Source organism: Amycolatopsis sp. NPDC004368 (genome assembly GCF_053602515.1).
In genome coordinates this window covers 144,577-159,274 of the sequence record NZ_JBSGDT010000011.1, presented here as the reverse complement: position 1 = coordinate 159,274, position 14,698 = coordinate 144,577, and the positions used below count along the sequence as shown (strand labels likewise).

Annotated in this window: 15 protein-coding genes; 6 read left to right on the top strand and 9 right to left on the bottom strand. The window is 70.9% G+C overall.

The genetic code is table 11. The annotated features are described in order from the left end of the window. Nucleotides 1–218: 218 nt before the first annotated feature. Complete coding sequence (locus tag ACWEOE_RS18390) at nt 219–1,676, top strand: AlkA N-terminal domain-containing protein (RefSeq protein ID WP_452010353.1); 1,458 nt, start codon at nt 219–221, stop codon at nt 1,674–1,676. Between the two features lie 214 nt (nt 1,677–1,890). Here the strand turns inward: ACWEOE_RS18390 and ACWEOE_RS18385 are convergent, their stop codons facing one another. The 5 genes from ACWEOE_RS18385 to ACWEOE_RS18365 form a co-directional block, all read right to left on the bottom strand. Then, nucleotides 1,891–2,061 (bottom strand): hypothetical protein, encoded by a 171-nt coding sequence (locus ACWEOE_RS18385; protein ID WP_452010351.1) that lies wholly within the window; start codon nt 2,059–2,061, stop codon nt 1,891–1,893. Further along, the gene (locus ACWEOE_RS18380) at nt 2,061–2,885 is read right to left on the bottom strand and encodes an isocitrate lyase/PEP mutase family protein (RefSeq protein WP_452010349.1); all 825 of its coding nucleotides are present in this window, start codon (nt 2,883–2,885) and stop codon (nt 2,061–2,063) included. The genes ACWEOE_RS18385 and ACWEOE_RS18380 overlap by 1 nt, the downstream gene beginning before the upstream one ends. 28 nt (nt 2,886–2,913) lie before the next feature. Then, nucleotides 2,914–3,495 (bottom strand): zinc-binding dehydrogenase, encoded by a 582-nt coding sequence (locus ACWEOE_RS18375; protein ID WP_452010347.1) that lies wholly within the window; start codon nt 3,493–3,495, stop codon nt 2,914–2,916. 102 nt (nt 3,496–3,597) lie between these two features. Next, entirely contained in the window at nt 3,598–4,224 is a 627-nt protein-coding gene (locus tag ACWEOE_RS18370; protein WP_452010344.1) for a peptide deformylase, read from the bottom strand. A gap of 12 nt (nt 4,225–4,236) precedes the next feature. Next, nucleotides 4,237–4,803, bottom strand: coding sequence for a TetR family transcriptional regulator C-terminal domain-containing protein (locus ACWEOE_RS18365; protein WP_452010342.1), 567 nt, complete (start codon nt 4,801–4,803; stop codon nt 4,237–4,239). Between the two features lie 74 nt (nt 4,804–4,877). Between ACWEOE_RS18365 and ACWEOE_RS18360 the strand changes: the two genes are divergently transcribed. Continuing rightward, nucleotides 4,878–6,074: a cysteine desulfurase-like protein gene (locus ACWEOE_RS18360; RefSeq protein WP_452010340.1), complete on the top strand. Its 1,197-nt coding sequence runs from the start codon at nt 4,878–4,880 to the stop codon at nt 6,072–6,074. 122 nt (nt 6,075–6,196) lie between these two features. Here ACWEOE_RS18360 and ACWEOE_RS18355 read toward each other — a convergent pair whose 3' ends face one another. Beyond that, nucleotides 6,197–6,703: an LmrA/YxaF family transcription factor gene (locus ACWEOE_RS18355; RefSeq protein WP_452010337.1), complete on the bottom strand. Its 507-nt coding sequence runs from the start codon at nt 6,701–6,703 to the stop codon at nt 6,197–6,199. Further along, the gene (locus ACWEOE_RS18350; RefSeq protein ID WP_452010335.1) at nt 6,648–7,286 is read right to left on the bottom strand and encodes an N-acetyltransferase family protein; all 639 of its coding nucleotides are present in this window, start codon (nt 7,284–7,286) and stop codon (nt 6,648–6,650) included. The genes ACWEOE_RS18355 and ACWEOE_RS18350 overlap by 56 nt, the downstream gene beginning before the upstream one ends. A gap of 328 nt (nt 7,287–7,614) precedes the next feature. Between ACWEOE_RS18350 and ACWEOE_RS18345 the strand changes: the two genes are divergently transcribed. The 4 genes from ACWEOE_RS18345 (at nt 7,615) to ACWEOE_RS18330 (ending at nt 10,063) form a co-directional block, all read left to right on the top strand. Beyond that, the gene (locus ACWEOE_RS18345) at nt 7,615–8,037 is read left to right on the top strand and encodes a hypothetical protein (RefSeq protein WP_452010333.1); all 423 of its coding nucleotides are present in this window, start codon (nt 7,615–7,617) and stop codon (nt 8,035–8,037) included. Between the two features lie 284 nt (nt 8,038–8,321). Continuing rightward, nucleotides 8,322–8,858, top strand: a complete 537-nt coding sequence (locus tag ACWEOE_RS18340; protein WP_452010330.1) for an Rv1733c family protein — start codon at nt 8,322–8,324, stop codon at nt 8,856–8,858. Nucleotides 8,859–9,086: 228 nt separating this feature from the next. Then, nucleotides 9,087–9,533 (top strand): helix-turn-helix domain-containing protein, encoded by a 447-nt coding sequence (locus tag ACWEOE_RS18335; protein WP_452010328.1) that lies wholly within the window; start codon nt 9,087–9,089, stop codon nt 9,531–9,533. 2 nt (nt 9,534–9,535) lie between these two features. Beyond that, nucleotides 9,536–10,063: a toxin gene (locus ACWEOE_RS18330; RefSeq protein ID WP_452010326.1), complete on the top strand. Its 528-nt coding sequence runs from the start codon at nt 9,536–9,538 to the stop codon at nt 10,061–10,063. A 118-nt stretch (nt 10,064–10,181) separates the two neighbouring features. Here the strand turns inward: ACWEOE_RS18330 and ACWEOE_RS18325 are convergent, their stop codons facing one another. Both ACWEOE_RS18325 and ACWEOE_RS18320 read right to left on the bottom strand, forming a co-directional pair. Beyond that, a complete protein-coding gene (locus ACWEOE_RS18325; RefSeq protein ID WP_452010324.1) occupies nt 10,182–13,574 on the bottom strand; it encodes an aminotransferase class I/II-fold pyridoxal phosphate-dependent enzyme in 3,393 nt (1,130 codons plus the stop codon). A 108-nt stretch (nt 13,575–13,682) separates the two neighbouring features. Next, entirely contained in the window at nt 13,683–14,624 is a 942-nt protein-coding gene (locus ACWEOE_RS18320; RefSeq protein ID WP_452010322.1) for an NAD-dependent epimerase/dehydratase family protein, read from the bottom strand. Nucleotides 14,625–14,698 lie beyond the last annotated feature (74 nt).

The window sequence follows — 14,698 nt, the reverse complement described above, 5'->3', positions numbered from 1 at the left end:
CGCTTGCGCAGGGGTGGGTTCGGTGCTCGCCGCCGGCGGCTTCCCCAGTGGTTTCTTCGCCGGTTGAGCAGGGTGCTTTGTCCCGCGTCGCGCAGGTTATCCAGGCTTGGACGTCGGGCGAACGCTCATCGCGGTGAATTCGAGCTGAAGCCTGGCCGAGGTTGTCCGTGTCGCTTTCCTGCCAGGTTTTGTCGGTGTGCCCGGGCACACTGGCTCGCGTGTACGAGGACATCGAACGCTGCGTGCGCGCGGTGCGGTCGAAGGACGCCCGGTTCGACGGGTGGTTCTTCACGGCTGTGGTCACCACCGGGATCTACTGCCGGCCGAGCTGTCCCGTCGTGCCGCCGAAGGTCGAGAACATGCGCTTCTACGCCAGCGCGGCGGCGGCACAGACGGCCGGGTTCCGCGCGTGCAAACGCTGCCGGCCCGACGTCACCCCGGGTTCGCCGTTGTGGAACGAGCGCGCCGACGTGGTGGCGCGCGCCATGCGACTGATCGCCGACGGGGTGGTCGACCGCGAGGGCGTGAGCGGCCTCGCCGCGCGGCTCGGGTACAGCGTGCGGCAGGTCGAGCGGCAGGTGCGGGCCGAGCTGGGTGCGGGGCCGCTGGCGCTCGCGCGCGCCCAGCGGGCCGAAACCGCGCGACTGCTGGTCGAGACCACCGCGATGCCGATGGGCGACATCGCGCACGCCGCCGGGTTCTCGAGCATCCGGACGTTCAACGACACCGTGCGCGAGATCTTCGCGCTCACGCCGAGCGAGCTGCGGTCGCGGGCCTCGGGCGCGCCTTCGTCGCCCGGCTCGCTGTCGCTGCGGCTGCCGTTCCGCGCGCCGCTGTGCCCGGACAACCTGTTCGGGCACCTGGTGGCCACGGCCGTGCCGGGCGTCGAGGAATGGCGCGACGGCGCGTACCGGCGCACGCTGCGCCTGCCCCACGGCCACGGCATCGTGTCATTGACGCCGATGCCCGACCACATCGCGTGCCGCCTCGCGCTGGCCGACCTGCGCGACCTGTCGGCCGCCATCAGCCGCTGCCGGCGCCTGCTCGACCTCGACGCCGACCCGATCGCGGTCGACGCGCTGCTGTCCGAGGACCCGCTGCTGGCGCCGCTCGTCGCGAAGAACCCCGGCCGCCGCGTGCCGCACACGACCGACCCGGAGGAGTTCGCGATCCGGGCCGTGCTGGGACAGCAGGTGTCCACCGCCGCGGCCCGCACGCACGCCGCCCGTCTGGTCACCGCCCACGGCACCCCGGTCGACGACCGCGACGGCGGCCTCACCCACCTCTTCCCCACGCCCGCCGACCTCGCCTCGCTCGACCCTTTGACGCTGGCCATGCCCCAATCCCGCCGCACCACCCTGCTCGGCCTGATCACCGCCCTGCCCGCCCTCGACCTCTCCCCGGGCGGCGACTGGGCCCAGGCCCGCGCCGACCTGTCAGCCCTGCCGGGCTTCGGACCGTGGACGGTGGAGACCATCGCGATGCGCGCACTGGGCGATCCGGACGCCTTCGTGCCGACCGACCTGGGCGTGAAGCTGGCGGCGGGCGCGCTGGGCCTGCCGACGTCTCCGTCAGCCCTGACCCGCCACGCGGCCGCCTGGCAACCCTGGCGGGCGTATGCCGTGCAGTACCTGTGGGCGACAGGTGATCATGCGATCAACCGGCTTCCTTCCTGATCGACTGCGGGGCCTCGAAAAACGAGGAGGGCTGCGGCGAACGCCTCGAGAGCTTCCAGCCGGCGCACGTGCCCGACATCCCGGCCCGGTGAAGTGGGTCGTGGTCGACAGGGCGTGGTGCCGGGAGTCCACGGCCCAGCCGGGGCGGATGTCCTCGGCGCCGTCGAGCATGAGCGTGGGCGCGGGCTGTCGAAGGTTCGGGAAAGTCCACGGATCACCGCAGCATCGCGACCTCCTGATCTACTTCCGGCATGCAGTTCCGCGACTTCGGCTCGGCAAGCCGTTCGGCGGCACCCGGGCGGTCGGCCAGGTTGCGCTCGTGGACCGGATGCCTGCCGCGCCCCACACCAAGCCGAGCCCGGTCCTCCACGCCGACGTCCGACATCACCCGAACAAACCGTTCAACGTCCCGAAATCCATCGCCGAACCCAGCTCCCCATACGTGCCGTCACCCAGCAACTGCTGGGTGGACCGCAGCGCGACGGCGTACGCGGACTGGGCAAGCGCCGTACCGACCGTGACCCGGCGGACGCCCACGGCCGCGAACTCCGACACCGACGGCGCGCCCGGCCCGGCCATCACCGCCACCGGGATCGGCGAGGCGGCGGTCAGATCGCGCAGAACCGCCAGGTCCACCAAGCCCGGGACGAAGATGCTGTCCACCCCGGCGTCGGCATACGCGCGGGCGCGGGTGAGGACGTCGTCGAAGCGGTCGGCGGGGTCGCCGATGCCGAAGAGGTACACATCGGTCCTGGCGTTGATCCACAGGTCGGGCAGGCCGGCCTCCACAGCGGCGGCGCGGCCGGCCGCCAGGCGCGCGGCCTGCACAGACGGCGAGAACAGCGAAAGCGTGCCCGCGCGCGAGTCCTCCAGGTTGACGCCGACGGCGCCGGCCGCGATGACCTCGGCGACGGTGGCGGCGACGTCCGCCGGCTCGGGCCCGTAGCCGCCTTCGACGTCGGCGGAGACGGGGATTTCGGCGGCGGCGGTGATGAGCCGGACGGCCGCGACCATCTCGGCGCGGGTCAGCCCCTGGCCGTCGCCGCGGCCGAGGGCCCACGAGACGCCGCCGCTGGTGGTGGCCAGCGCCGGGGCGCCCGCGTGGGCGATGACGGCGGCGCTGCCGGCGTCCCAGGCGTTCGGCAGCACCACCATCGGCTCGGCGTGCAGCGAACGGAACTTCTTTGCCTTGTCCTGCAACGATTCCACGTGAATCCCTCCCAGGTGAACGGAACGGTCAGGACGCTAGCAGCGGGCACCGACAAAACTGAGGCCGGCGAAACGGGCGTGGTCGGACAAGAACTGCATCGGTCGGGCGCACCGAAGAGGTCCAGCGAACCTTCCTCGCGTACCGGCGAAACGGGTTCGGGTCGGGCGCGAGGCCCGCGACCAGCGGCGACATGGACGCACCGCTCGCGGCCGTCGCGACGATCCCCGCCGCACCACCGAGCTTCCGCAACGCCGCGCCCGGGTCGGTCGCCGAGCTGTCCACGTACTCGTCCGCACCGAGCCGCGCGGCGAGCTCCGCCTTGTCCGTGCCCCGCGCGATCGCGGCGACGCGATAGCCCAGCGCCTTCGCGTACTGCACGCCGAGGTGCCCCAGCCCGCCGATCCCCTGCACCGCGACCAGCGATCCGGGGCGCGCGTCGAGGCCGTCCAACGCGCTGTACGTGGTGATGCCGACGCACAGCAGCAGCGCGGCGTCCGAAGAGGACAGTCCATCCGGGACCCGGACCAGGCCGCTGGTGCGCGCGTAGGCGTGTTCGGCGTACCCGCCGTCGACGTTCGTGCCGGTCTGCGGCTGGTCCGTGCAGTTCACGAAGTCCCGAACTGCCGTGACCCGGTAACTTCCAGCGCTCGGTAGGTCGTCATGAATTAGATATGACCGGTCGTCAACCCAATAGCCTGCTACCAACGCAACTCACGGCAGGTCGAAGCCCAGGTCCTTCGCCGCCTCGGCCGCCGTCGCCTGCGCCCACCGCTGCGCCACGGCCTCGTGCGTGGACAGCGACCGCAGCTCCGCCCGGTCGAGGTACAGCATCCCGCCCAGGTGATCGGTCTCGTGCTGCACGATGCGCGCCGGCCAGCCCGCGATCTCCTCGTCGACCGCCGCGCCTGTCTCGTCCTGCGCCTGCAGCCGCACCCGCAGCGGCCGGGCGACCACGGCCTGCCAGCCGGACACGCTCAAGCAGCCCTCGAAGAACGCGACCCGCTCGGCCCCCAGCGCCGTGTACCGCGGATTCACCAGCACGCGGAACGGCAGCGGCGCGAACCCGCGAGCTTCCTTCACCTCCGGCGGCGTGTTCGGCCGCTCGTAATCCTCGAGCACGGCGATCTGCACCGGCAGCCCGATCTGCGGCGCGGCCAACCCGACGCCGGGCGCCGCGTGCATTGTCTCCTTCATGCCCTCGATCAACGCGGCGAGCGCGGCTTCGCCCAGCGAGCCGTCGTACGGCGCCGCAGGCGTGCGCAGCACCGGGTGACCGGCCTGGACGATCGGCCACGGAAGCGGCAGTGAGAGCAGTTCGTCCACCTGGTCGGCGAGCACGCGGGCACCTTCCTACAGCAGGGAGCCGAACACCACGTCGAAGAAGTCGTCCAGCGGGGCGGCGCTCTTGGCCACCTTGGTACGGATGATCGCACCCTCCCAAGCGTCGAGGACGAACCGCCCGAGCACCTCGGGATCACGGTCGGCCGTGACCTCGCCGGCGGCCTGCGCCTGGCGGATCGAGTCGGTGATGCTGTCGGACCAGTGCGCGAGGCTCTCGCCGACCTGCCGGCGGATCACGGGGCTCTGGTCGGCTCGCTCGGCACCCATGTTGCCGATCAGACAGCCGCGGGTGAACTCGTTGTCCACCAGCACGTCGCGCATCACCGTGAACCGCGCGCGCAGCGTGTCGAGCGGGCCGAGGTCACCGTGGTCGGCGCTCCAGCCGGAGCCGGCGGCGTAGCGGGCGACGACCTCCGCGCCGAGGTCCTCCTTGCTCTTGAAGTGGTTGTAGAACGACCCCTTCGGCACGCCGGCCGCGCGGGTGATGGTGTCGACCGAACACGCGGCGAAGCCGTGGCGGTGGAACTCGGTGACCGCGGTGTCGACGATCACCTCACGAACGCTGGGACGAGGCATCCCCCAATTATATGACCGGTCGTCTCAGGAGTCGACCGAACCACCGGTCGCCTCCGTCCGGCATGCTGGGCGCCGTGGACTATGACGTGAACGCAATCCGCAAGCACTTCCCCGCCCTCGCCGAGGGGGCCGCGCACTTCGACGGGCCCGGCGGCTCGCAGGTGCCGGACGTGGTCGGCGAAGCCGTGGCGGGTGTCCTCTGCTCCGCGATCGCCAACCGGGGAACCGTGACCCCCGCCGAGCGCCGGGCCGACGGCGTCGTGCGTGAAGCCCGGCAGGCGGTGGCCGACCTGCTCGGCGCGAAGCCCGAGGGCGTGGTGTTCGGGCGCAGCATGACGCAGGTGACCTACGACTTCTCGCGCACACTGGCGAAGACGTGGGAAGCCGGCGACGAGGTCGTGGTCACCCGGCTCGACCACGACGCGAACATCCGGCCGTGGGTGCAGGCGGCGCAGGCCCGCGGGGTCGCGGTGCGGTGGGCCGACTTCGATCCGGCCACCGGTGAGCTGCCGGTCGAGGCCGTGACGTCGCTGCTCACGGACAAGACGCGGCTCGTCGCCGTGACGGCGGCGTCCAACCTGCTCGGCACGCGCCCGGACGTCGCGGCGATCACGGCGGCCGTGCGCGAAGCCGGCGCGCTCAGCTATGTCGACGGCGTGCACCTCACCCCGCACACCACCGTGGACGTCGAAGCGCTCGGTGCCGACTTCTACGCGTGCTCGGCGTACAAGTTCCTCGGCCCGCACCTCGGCCTGCTCGCCGCCGCACCCGAGCTGCTGGAGACGCTGCAGCCGGACAAGCTCGTGCCGTCGAGCAACGCCGTACCGGAGCGCTTCGAGCTCGGCACCCTGCCCTACGAACTGCTCGCCGGCACGACCGCGGCCATCGACTTCCTCGCGGACCTGGTGCCGGCCGAGGGCACGCGGCGCGAGCGCCTCGCGGTGTCGCTGGCCGCTTTGGAGGGCCACGAGGACGAGATGCTGCGCCGGCTCGACGACGGGCTCGCCGCGCTGCCGCAGGTGGTCCGCCACGGCGCGCCGGGCCGCTCGCGCACGCCGACCGTGCTGTTCTCCGTGCCGGGCCACGAGCCGAAGGCCGTGTACGAGCACCTCGCGCGCCACAACGTCAACGCGCCGGCCGCCAGCTTCTACGCCATTGAGTGCTCCCGCCACCTCGGCCTCGGCGACGCGGGCGCCGTGCGCGCCGGCATCGCGCCGTACACGACGGCGGCCGAGGTCGACCGGCTGGTCAGTGCGGTGGCGCAGCTGTGACGAGGGTGCCGCGCACAGGTGCCTGAGTCGGGGTGGACGTCTGCCCAAGCACCCAGTCGGGGTGTGTCCCAGTTGTCCGGGTACCCGGAGACGGTCGGGAACCTGCGCGCGAAGCTCGGGCCTCAGGCGCGGCGGCGGCGCTTGTCCACGGCGCCGTCCAGCAGCGGGCGCAGCTCCTCGACGACCGAGTCGAGCGGGGCGACGTCGCGCTCGGCTCGGGCGAGCACGAGCGCGCCTTCGAGCGAGCTGATCATCAGCACGGCCAGCGACGCGGCCCGCGCGGGAGATACGCCCATTTGCTCCAGGGCTTCCACGAGTGGTCTACGCCATTCGGCGAACGCCGAGGCCGCGCTCTCGCGCAGCGTTTCATTCAACGCCGCGGAATCGGCGACCGTGGCGACAATCGGGCAACCGCGGTCGAATCCCCGATCGACGAATTCGGCGCGCCACGGCTGCACCATCGCGGCGAAAAGGTTTCCCGGCGTCGCGTCGTCCAGGGATTCGACATTACGGCGCACGCGGCGCGCCGCGTACTTCCCGGCCCACGCGACGGCCTCCGCCACGAGCTGGTCCTTACCCCCGGGGAAGTAGTGCTGCAGCGACCCCCGCGGCGCGTTCGCGTGTGCCACCACATCCCGCAGGCCCGTACCGGCGACGCCTTGCGTCCGCAGCAGCTGCGCGGCGCTGAACACCATCCGGTCCCGCGCCGGCCTCTCCGACTCCGTCACCGACGACCTCCTTCATGACACCGGTCATACTAGGCGGCAGGACGCGTTCGAACTCCTTCTCGCCCCGCTCGAACGTCGGGACCGGGCGGAAGCCGTGTGCCAGCAGCAGGCCCTCGGCGGGCGCGTTGCCGATCTGCGCCGTCGCGTGCACGGTCCAGCCGGCCCAGCCGGCGTCCTCGGTCAGGTGGCGCAAGAGCGTGGACGCGATGCCGCACCGGTGCCAGGCGTCGGCCACGAGGACCCCGAGCTCGGCGCGGCAGCCGTCCTCGGCCACGAGGTTGGCCAGCCCGGCCGGCGCGCCGCCGACCTTCGCGACGAGGGCCGTGCCGGCGAGCAGGAACGCGCGGTAGCGCACCAGGACCTGTTCCGGATCCACGCGCCCGGGCAGCGTGAAGCGCCAAGCGAGACTCTCGGGCGAGCACGCCCGCACGAGGCTCGCGACGGCTTCCGCGGACGCCGGTTCGACGGTTATGACAGATGTCATAACCCCACGATCACACAGTGCCCGTGATCGACTCACTATGACGGTCGTCATAGTGAGTCGTCACGCTCCCGACACGGCAGCGCCCGAGCGAGACCCACAGTGCCCAGTCGAACGGTGGTGCGTGACCGGTTTCGGGTAAGGAGATTTCACTTCCCGTGTCCACCATCACCCGGTGCGCCGAAAATCGACGGCTATTCATGCGCGAATCGCAATCCGTCACGCCGTGAGCCTCATCGGGTGAAAACGGTTCCCGAAACCCGCCGGGCTCGTGATTCTTCCCTATCTTCTAATGGAATCTCCGAAAACCGTGCACGAAGGGGACAAGGTCATGACCCAGTCGATCGAAGCTCCGGCGAAGGAATTCTGCGTCGACTGGGAGATGGAGGGAAACGAAGGCGCCCGCGTGAACGTCACGCTGTCCGGTCAGGTGAGCCTGCTCGACGGCAACCGCTTCTACAAGGTCGACGGCGTGCTCTACATCGCGGAGGGCAGTGAGTACTGCCGCCAGGTGGGTAACCCGCGCCTGTCGGTCCGGCGCAACGGCGTGGAAGCCAGCGGCCGGCACTGGGGCTGGGAGACGATCAGCTCGCGCAAGAGCGCCAACCGCCTCTGCACGATGGACGGGTACTTCGTGCGCACCGGTTACTGGGCCCCGGCCGACCGGTCGATCCAGCTGAGCATCGTCGCCGAGCACGGCATGACGCGGCGGAAGTCCTACAGCAGCACGGTGACTGTGCGACTCGTGGACTGAAGCCCGCTGTTTCCGGCGCTCGGCATTCAACGCGCGGCGAGCATCCGGACAGTTGATCACGACGTGCAGTGACGGCGTTCACCCACAAGTGGCGCATTCTCCCTGAGCGTGCTGAGGAACACACTGTTTTCCCCTGAAAATCAATGAAAACGTTGTCCTGGACACAGCGCGCGCGGGCGTGCAAGAGGACCATGGAGCTCATGCGGAACAAGGCCCGGGCTGGCAGACCACCTCTTCTTCTCACCCGATTCCTGCGACGTGTGGGGTTCCTGAGCAATCCCCTCGTGCGACGCACCGATCGCGTCGAGGGTCTCCTCGTCGGAATCGCGGTGGTCGTGTCACTCGTGGCGCTCCCCTTCGTGATCATGCTCGCGAAGGCCGACGTGTCGCACGAGACGGCGGCGTCCGACGCGCAGCTGAAATCGCGTCACCAGGTGACGGCGACGGTGCTCGCGGCCGCGCCGAAGCCTGCTTCGGTCGGCGACAGCGCGCCGATCGCGCACAGCTCCCGCGTCAGCGCCACCTGGCAGCTGGCGAACGGCTCACCGCAGACCGGTGTCATCACGGTGCCCGCGAGCGCCGGCAACCCGGGTTCGCGGGCACCGATCTGGCTGGACGCCAACGGCAAGCAGACGACCGCGCCGCTGACCCACGCCGACGCCGTGACCAACGGCGTGCTCGTGGGCACCTTCACGTGGCTGTGCGCGATCGGCGTGCTGGCCGGTGGGTTCTGGATCGCGCGGCGCGTGCTCGACCACCGTCGTGCGGCCGCTTGGGCTGCCGAATGGGCGCAACTCGCCGGCCCGGAGGCAGTTCGCTGAAGCCGGCCTGCCTCCGGGCCCGGCCGGCGGACCGGCGGAGCGACACCCCCAGCGCCGCCCCGCAGCGGTGCGACGCCTACCGCTGAGCCAGGAGCAGTACGAGTTAACTATCAGCTAACTCGTACTGCTCACAGTCTTGTGCAGGGGCGGCCAGATTGTCAACTGTCAGCTAATCTGGGATAGTCTACCTAGCTGAGAGCAATCAGGCGCTGACCGAAGGGGGCGGACATGTCCAGTGACTCGAGTGACGACACTCGGCCGACGTTGGCCGCCAGGCTCGACGATCTCTTCCGCACGGTGCGGCCGCAGGGCAAGCACTGGACGAACGCCGAGGTCGTGGCCGAGCTCAAGCGCGTGTCGCCCGATCTGAAGGTCGGGTCGGTGTACCTGTCGCAGCTGCGGTCGGGCAAGCGCACCAACCCGTCGCAGGAGCTGCTGGCGGCGCTGGCGAAGTTCTTCGGGGTGTCCGTCGCGTACTTCTTCGACGAGAAGGTCGCGGGCGACGTGCTGAGCGAGCTGGCCGCCATCGAGGCGATGCGGCAGGCGGGCGTGCGCGCGGTCGCGATGCGGGCGGCGGGCATGCGTGAGGAGAACCTGCAGGCGATCACCACGATCATGGACCAGTACCGCCAGATGCAGGGCCTGCCGCCCGTCAGCGACGAAGCGGCGGGGTGAGCATGGCGGAGGAACGGCGCGACCAGCTCAAGCGCATGCGCGAAGAGGGCGCCCGGCGCATCGCCGAACTGGACCTCCCGGAGGGCTGCGACCTCCCCACCTTGTGCGAACGGCTCGGCGCCCTCCGCGAACGCCCCATCACCCTCGTGCCGATGCCCATGCCGGCCTCCCACCCGTGCGGCATGTGGGTCGCGGCGCAACAAGAAGACCTCATCTTCTTCGACGCCAACACCACCGGCGCACACCAGGAGCACATCATCTTGCACGAGCTCGGTCACATCATCTGCTGCCACCGTGGCTCCGGCCTGCTCGACGACGAGAGCGCCCGCTCCCTCTTCCCCAACCTCGACCCGGACATCGTCCGGGACATGCTGATGCGCGCCACGTACGACGACGTGCAGGAGCAGGAGGCGGAGATCATCGCTTACCTGCTCTCGGAGCGGATGGGGGTCGTTCCGGCTGCCGCGCCGTCGGTGGTGCCGGCTGAGGAGGAGAAGCCGATTGATCGGATCGAGCGGATGCTGCTCTAGGCGGTCTCGACTCGCTTTCGGCCAGAGCGGCGAATTCCTCGGCAACCATCGACATCCCGCGCTCCGGCTGAGCGGCTCCGCGGCCGATCGATCACTCGCACCGAAGGCTCCCTGGCGATCAGCCCTCCCGCAGCCGCGCCAACTCTCGAGCCACCGTCGCGACCGTGTACTCCAGCTGGCCCGCCTGATGATCACTCGTCAGGAAGAACCGCAGCCGTGTCTGGGACTCGTCGACGGCCGGGTGGAGGATCGGGTCGACGATGATGCCGTGGTCGTACAGGGTGGTGGCGAGGCGGAGCGTGGTGGTGGAGTCGCCGACGACGCAGGGGACGATGGGGGTCGCGGAGGCCGAGCCGGTGGGCAGGGAGGCGGTGCGGGAGAGGGACAGGAACAAGGCGGCGTTCGAGCGCAGGCGGGCCAGGCGTGCGGGCTCGGCGCGCAGCACGCGCAGCGCGGCCAGGGAAGCGGCGGCGTTGGCGGGCGTGAGGCCGACGCTGTACACGAACCCCGGCAGTGAGTAGCGCAGCCACTGGACCGTGCGGGCGCTCCCGGCGAGGTAACCGCCGCAGCCGGCGAGGGACTTGGACAGCGTGCCCATCCACAGGTCCACATCGGACCGATCCACTGCGAAGTGCTCGCCGACGCCGGCGCCGGAAGCGCCCACCGTGCCGATGCTGTGGGCCTCGTCGACCATGAGCAGGCAGCCGTAGCGCTTCTTGACGTCGATGAGGCCAGGCAGGTCGGCGAGGTCGCCGTCCATGCTGTACGCGCCCTCCACGACGATCAGCACGCGGCGGAACCGCGCACGCGTTCGGCGGAGGATGTCTTCGAGCGCGGTCACGTCGTTGTGCGGGAACGGGCGCCGCGTGGCTCCCGACAGGCCGCAGCCCTGCAGGATGCTGTCGTGCGCAAGGGAATCGTGCACGATCAGATCGCCCGGGCCGACGAGGTGGCCGATGGCGCTCACGTTGGTGGCGTGGCCGCTGACCAGCGCGAGGCAGTCGTCCGTGCCGAGGAACACGGCGAGCTCCGTTTCCAGCTGCCGCGTGAGATCGCGGTCGCCGGCGAGCAGGCGGCTGCCGGACACCGAGGTGCCGTAGCGCTCGACGGCCTCGTGCACCGCGGCCGCGACGGCGGGGTGCCCGGACAGCCCGAGGTAGTTGTAGCTGGAAAAGGACAAGTACTCCCGCCCGCCGACGGTCGTCGTGCTGCTCATCAATCCCTGGTGCTTGCGGAAGTACGGGTTGGCCACGCCCAGGTCGGAAAACTCCCGCAGGCGCGAGTCGATCGCCGCGGCCTCGGGGAAGTCGTCGATCGACGCGGTGGCCGGATCGAACGCGACGCGCTCCGGCGCGAGAGGCACAACCACCGGCACCGCGGGCGTGATGAGCCCCGCCACCGCACCGATCGTGACACCGCGCTCCTGCTCGACCTCCAACCGCTGCCCGGGGAAGCGCTTGCGCAGGTTGGCTTCCAGCTCGGTGAGCATGAGCGAGTCGAACCCGAGGTCGTCGATCAGCACGTGCCCGGCGCACAGGTCGGCCACCGGGAACGCACTCGTGCGCGCCACCTCCTCCAGCACCACGGCCAGCACGTCCCGCGCCGACGGAACCTCCTGCGGCACAACGGGAACCGAAGCCACTCCGCTCAACGGCGGCAACGTTTGCGCCTTCACCCGCTTCGCCTCGTCGACGACCCAGTGCTCGCGCGGGCTCAACGGGCTCGGCGGCAACGTGCACGGCGGCATCGTCTCCACAGCCGGCCGCAGCCCGGGCCCGCTCACGGCCAGCGCCGCCAGGTCGAGCAACGGCAGGTCACCGGCAGGCACTTCCGCCCCCGGCGCCACGACCCCCGCATACGTCGCCGGCGCCAGCTCACCCGCCATCCCCGACTCCAGTGCCACGGACGCCGCCACCAGCTTCGCCACGGCGTCGGGAAGGTCGTCGGCCACCACCGCGAGCCGCTCCGCGAACAGCGTGCGACGGGCCAAAGTGGACGCCACCGCGGCCAGCGGCAACGGCTCGCGCGAGAGCACTTCCGCGACCTCCCGCGCGTGCCGGGCCAGGCCCGCCCGGTCGCGCGCGGTCAGCAGCAGCAACTGCGCACCGTCGGCGAAAACCGTGGGCTCAGCGGCAAATTCCTCCAGGACCACGTGCACGTTCGTGCCCCCGAAGCCGAACGCGCTCACCCCCGCCCGGCGCGGCCCGGGTGAAGTCCACGGCGTCACCTCGCCCGCCACGCGCAGGCCCGCCTCTTCGAGCGCGAGGTGCCGGGCCGGCTCGAAGTCAGGCTGCGGCAGGACCTGTCCCTTGTGGACCGACAGCACCGACTTGATGAGCCCCGCGATGCCCGCGGTCCCCAGTGAATGCCCCACCACGGACTTCGCAGCGCCCAGGTACGCCGGCGTGGTCGCGTCGCGGCGCAGCTCACCCAGCGCCTTGATCTCCACGTCGTCGCCCACCGACGTCGCCGTGCCGTGCGCTTCCAGGTACCCCACGGACCCGGGCTCGACGCCGGCGTCGCGGTACGCCCGGCGCAGCGCCAGCAGCTGCCCCGACTCCTGCGGCATCATGCCGCCCTTCACGGTGCCGTCGTTGGACAGCCCGACACCGCGGATCACCGCGTAGACCCGGTCACCGGCCGCCCGCGCGTCGGCCAGCGGCCGCAGCACCAGCGCACCGGCGCCCTCGCCCAGCACGAACCCGTCGGCGCGGCTGTCGAACGGCCGGCACTCCCCCGAGCGCGACACCGCGCCGATGCGGCACAAGCCCACCAGCAGGTCGGGCGTGAGCACCAGCTGCGCCCCGCCGGCCACCGCGATGCGGCACCGGCCCGCGCGCAGGGCGAACACGGCGTTGGCCACGGCGGTGAGCCCACCGGAGCACGCGGCGTCGAGCGCGTAGCTCTCCCCGTGCAGGTCGAACACCGAGCTGATCGAGCTCGGTCCCATGTTGAGCAGCAGCCCGGCCATCGCGGTGGCGTGCAGCCCGCCGACGGCCGAGCCCGCCTCGGCCAGCTCGGCGCCCGCCGACCGGCCGAACTCGCCACCCGCGAGCTGGCGCAGGCGAATGTGAAGCGTGCTCATCTCGCGGTAGCCGCTCTCGGACAGCGACATGATCACCGACGTGTCGTCCCGCTCGAAACCGCCGGCCTCCCACCCGGCGTCCTGCAGCGCTTCGCGCGTGAGGTCGACCAGCAGCCGGTGCTGCGGGTCGAGTGATCTCGCGCGGCGCGGCGGGATGCCGTAGTGGCCGGCGTCGAACATCCCGACGTCGTCGAGCAGGGCCATCTTGTCGGAGTACGCCGCCGAGGCGTCCCGGAAATCGTCGTTGTGGAACGCGTCCCTTCGCCACCGCGAATCGGGGACGGTCCTGAACTGAGGTTTCGGCTCGCTGAGCAGATCCCAGTACTCGTTCACGTTCCGCGCACCGGGAAAACGGCACCCGATGCCGACAATGGCGATGTCCGCTCGATTTCCGATTTCTTGCGCAGCAGATCCCCAAGACGCCATGACAGAACTTCCTCGCGCCGATCATCCACCCAGTAGTGAGAGATTGCCCCGTGGCGATCGGATTTTCAAGAGCGTCCGCGAATTCGTGCGAAATTCTCCGACCGCGGGTCAACCCACGGTAGCGACGCGATCACGCCACCAGGTGATCGTCGCCGCCGCCTGCTCGGTGAGCGGCGTCGCTTCTTCCCCCGAGAATTCCGTGTAGGCACGGGAATCCACGACGAACGGACGGTCGAACTGGTAGCGCACCTCCTGCAGTTCTCGCAGCAAGGGGGAAAACGCGGCGGCCACCCGCAGCAGCGGCGCCGGAAGCCGTTGTACGCCGACCGGCGGCACACCGGCGGCTTCGCACAGCACACCCACCATCACGCGCGACGAACGCGGCGGCAACGTCGGCACGTGCCACGCCCGGCCCCACGCCTTCTCCTCCGCCGCGACGCGCACCAGCGTGCGCGCGACGTCCGGCAGGTAGGTCCAGCTGTGCGGTGCGTCGGGGTCGCCCATCACCTGCACCTTGCGTCCCTTGAGCACGGCGGGCACCACCCGCGCGCCGAGGTGCCCGCCGTCGGTCACGCCCGGGCCGAAGAAGTCCGACGCCCGCACCTCGACCGCGCGGATGCGGCCCTGTTCGTGCAGGTCGTGCAGCTGCTTCCACAGCTGCACGCGCACGCGGCCCTTGGGCCCGGTGGCCTCGAGCGGCAGGTCCTCGGTGATCGGACCCTCGACGGGCCCGTAGCCGTACAGGTTCCCCAGCGCCACGAGCACCGCGCCGGTCGCCTCGGCCGCCGCGGCGGTGGCGTCGGCCAGCGGCGGCCAGTCGCGCGTCCACCGGTGGTACGGCGGGCTCGCGCACTGGTAGATCGCGTCAGCACCCTCGGCTGCCGCGATCAGTGCGGCGCGGTCGGTGGCGTCGAGCACCACGTGCTCGACGCCCTTCTCCTCGGGCCGCGATGACCTGGCGATCACCTTCACCCGCTCGCCCCGTGCGGCGAGCAGCCGCGCCGTCGCCGCCCCCGCCGGGCCGAACCCGAGCACCACGTGAAGACTCATGCGCCACACCATAACCAGGTCGGTGAGCGGGATTGGTATTTCAGCTTTCCTTGACTCCGGGTTCACCGCGAACT

Coding starts and splice junctions, on each gene's coding strand:
- ACWEOE_RS18385 (WP_452010351.1), bottom strand. CDS start 2,061: ATGTCGGACGTCGGCGTGGAGGACCGGGCTCGGCTTGGTGTGGGGCGC.
- ACWEOE_RS18365 (WP_452010342.1), bottom strand. CDS start 4,803: ATGCCTCGTCCCAGCGTTCGTGAGGTGATCGTCGACACCGCGGTCACC.
- ACWEOE_RS18350 (WP_452010335.1), bottom strand. CDS start 7,286: ATGACATCTGTCATAACCGTCGAACCGGCGTCCGCGGAAGCCGTCGCG.
- ACWEOE_RS18345 (WP_452010333.1), top strand. CDS start 7,615: ATGACCCAGTCGATCGAAGCTCCGGCGAAGGAATTCTGCGTCGACTGG.
- ACWEOE_RS18335 (WP_452010328.1), top strand. CDS start 9,087: ATGTCCAGTGACTCGAGTGACGACACTCGGCCGACGTTGGCCGCCAGG.
- ACWEOE_RS18330 (WP_452010326.1), top strand. CDS start 9,536: ATGGCGGAGGAACGGCGCGACCAGCTCAAGCGCATGCGCGAAGAGGGC.
- ACWEOE_RS18325 (WP_452010324.1), bottom strand. CDS start 13,574: ATGGCGTCTTGGGGATCTGCTGCGCAAGAAATCGGAAATCGAGCGGAC.
- ACWEOE_RS18320 (WP_452010322.1), bottom strand. CDS start 14,624: ATGAGTCTTCACGTGGTGCTCGGGTTCGGCCCGGCGGGGGCGGCGACG.